The organism is Terriglobales bacterium, from assembly GCA_035624475.1.
Classification (GTDB): domain Bacteria; phylum Acidobacteriota; class Terriglobia; order Terriglobales; family Acidobacteriaceae; genus DASPRL01.
Map to the genome: position 1 here is coordinate 1 of DASPRL010000327.1, position 2,092 is coordinate 2,092.

Annotated in this window: 2 protein-coding genes; both read right to left on the reverse strand. The window is 68.3% G+C overall.

Going from position 1 to position 2,092, the window contains the following annotated elements:
- Positions 1–1,543, reverse strand: a 1,543-nt coding sequence (locus VEG08_13090; protein HXZ28921.1) for a hypothetical protein, incomplete at its 3' end; no start/stop codon positions are given.
- Between the two features lie 115 nt (positions 1,544–1,658).
- The coding region (locus VEG08_13095; protein HXZ28922.1) for a hypothetical protein at positions 1,659–2,092 on the reverse strand (434 nt) is incomplete at its 5' end.

The window sequence follows — 2,092 nt, forward strand, 5'->3', positions numbered from 1 at the left end:
CCGCGCTCTCTCCCACCTGTTTCTCGCTGTGAATGATGTGGTGATAGATCTCGGCGAGCCCGGCCATGCGCTGGCGCAGCATCGCGGGGAGGGCGGCGGCCCGCGCGCCCCCCGGCGCCTCCGCCGCCACCGAGTGCGCCAGCGCCTGCAGTTCGGCCTCCGCCTCCGGCAGGCGGTGCGTCTGCTGCCCGCGCCGCACCTGCAGCCGGTGCTCCACCTTGCGCAGCAGTTCATAGCCGCTGTTCAGTTCGTGGAAGTCTTTGCCGCTCAGGTGCCCCTTGTCGTGCAGCTTCTGCAGGGAGAAAAGCGTGCCTCCGGAGCGCAGCCAGGGCTCGGCGCCGCCGTACACGCGCTGCAAACACTGCACCAGGAACTCGACGTCGCGGATGCCGCCGCGGTCGAGCTTCACGTCCAGCGCCCCCGCCCCGGCGCGCGCCGCCAGCAGCCGCCGCCGCGACCCGATCTTCTCCCGCGCGTCCAGCGCCGTTTCCACCGCCGCAAAGTTCCATTGCGCCCGGTAGACGTAGGGCTGCACGCCCCGCAGGAACTCCCGCGCCAATCCCAGGTCGCCGGCGGAGTAGCGCGCCTTGATCAGCGCCTGCATCTCCCAGTCGTGCGCCACCTCGGCGTAGTAGCGCAGGGCATGGCCCAGCGCCACCGCCGGCTCGCCTTCCCTGCCCTGCGGCCTGAGCCGCAGGTCGATGCGGAAGACCGAACCCTCGCGCGTCGGCCGCGACAGGATCTCCGTCACCTGCTGCGCCAGCCGGATGAAGTACTCGCGGTTCGTGACCGTCCCGCTGGGCCGCTCCCCGTCGCCATAGAGGTAGAGCAGGTCCACGTCCGAGCTGTAGTTCAACTCGTTGCCGCCCAGCTTGCCCAGCGAGAGCACGGTGAACGGAGTCTCGACCAGCCGGCCGTGCGCGTCGGTGTGCTGGGGCGCGCCATAGCGGCTGCGCAGCGCGGTGTCGGCCTCGCGCAGGGCCTCCTCGATGAGCACGTCCGAGAGCGCGGAGATCTCTGAGGTGGTCTCGGCCAGGGTGGCGATGCCCAGCAGGTCGCGCAGCAGGATGCGGATGTACTCCCGCCGCCGGAAGCGCGCCAGCAGCAGCGCCGCGTCCGTCTCGAAGGAGCGCGAGCGGAAGCGCGCCAGGCTCTCGCGGAACTCCTCCCGCGAGTGCGTGCGCTCCAGGTTCTTCTCCCGTCCCAGGGCGTGGAAGAGGTCGGGATTCTGGATCAGGGTCTCGCCCAGCCAGGGGCTCGCCCCGAAGACCACCAGGGCGTAGTGCAGCAGGAAGCTCTGCCGCTCGAACTGGCGGAAGACCTCGGCCTCCGCCGCCTCTCCCAGCCGCTCCAGCAGATTCAAAGCGCCGTCCGGATCGGGCGACTCCGCCAGCAGCGTGGGCAGCATGGCGGCCAGGGCTGGCGCGAGATGCTTGCCCAGGCGCGCCAGGTTCACGGCCGCCGCCCGCGGGTCGCGGAAGGGGACCCGCTCCAGCGCTGCCGCCAGCTCCGGCGACAGCTTCTCTTGTTCGGAGGTGCTCACCGCCCGAAGGATAGCACCGGGACAGCCGTCAGCACCCGGCCGTGAGCCTTCAGGAAGGCAAGAGGTCGGCCTTGGCCTAGCCCCGCTGAGGCCGCGTGCGCTCCGTTCGCAGCGGTCAATGCCGGTGCCAGGAAGCCTGCGGTAAGGGATTCGCTGCGCACAAATAAACACGGATTCTCACGTCTGCTCGATCGCGAGTCTCAAGGATCGCACTGAGACGTGTCTCCGTCAGATAGCCATCACCGTCAAACAGGACGATGCCACGGCCGTCGGCGCAGGCCGAAGCGATCTCTTTCAACTTCCCTAGGTCCTCCAGTACGTGCCTGAAGTGGACGCTGTGTTGCTGAGGTGTGAACCCTATGGGGAATGCCTTGAACTCCAGAACGAGTCGCGGGACGATTGCCGGGCGCAACACCGACAAGGACGCCTTCGAATTAATGAATCGGCGCATTTCGCTGGAAAGCGCTCCCGACGTAGCCACCGACATGTTCCTCTTCTGTTCGGCTGTGTCGAGCACTGGTCCAACCATAAGGTCGAAGCGAGCGGTAG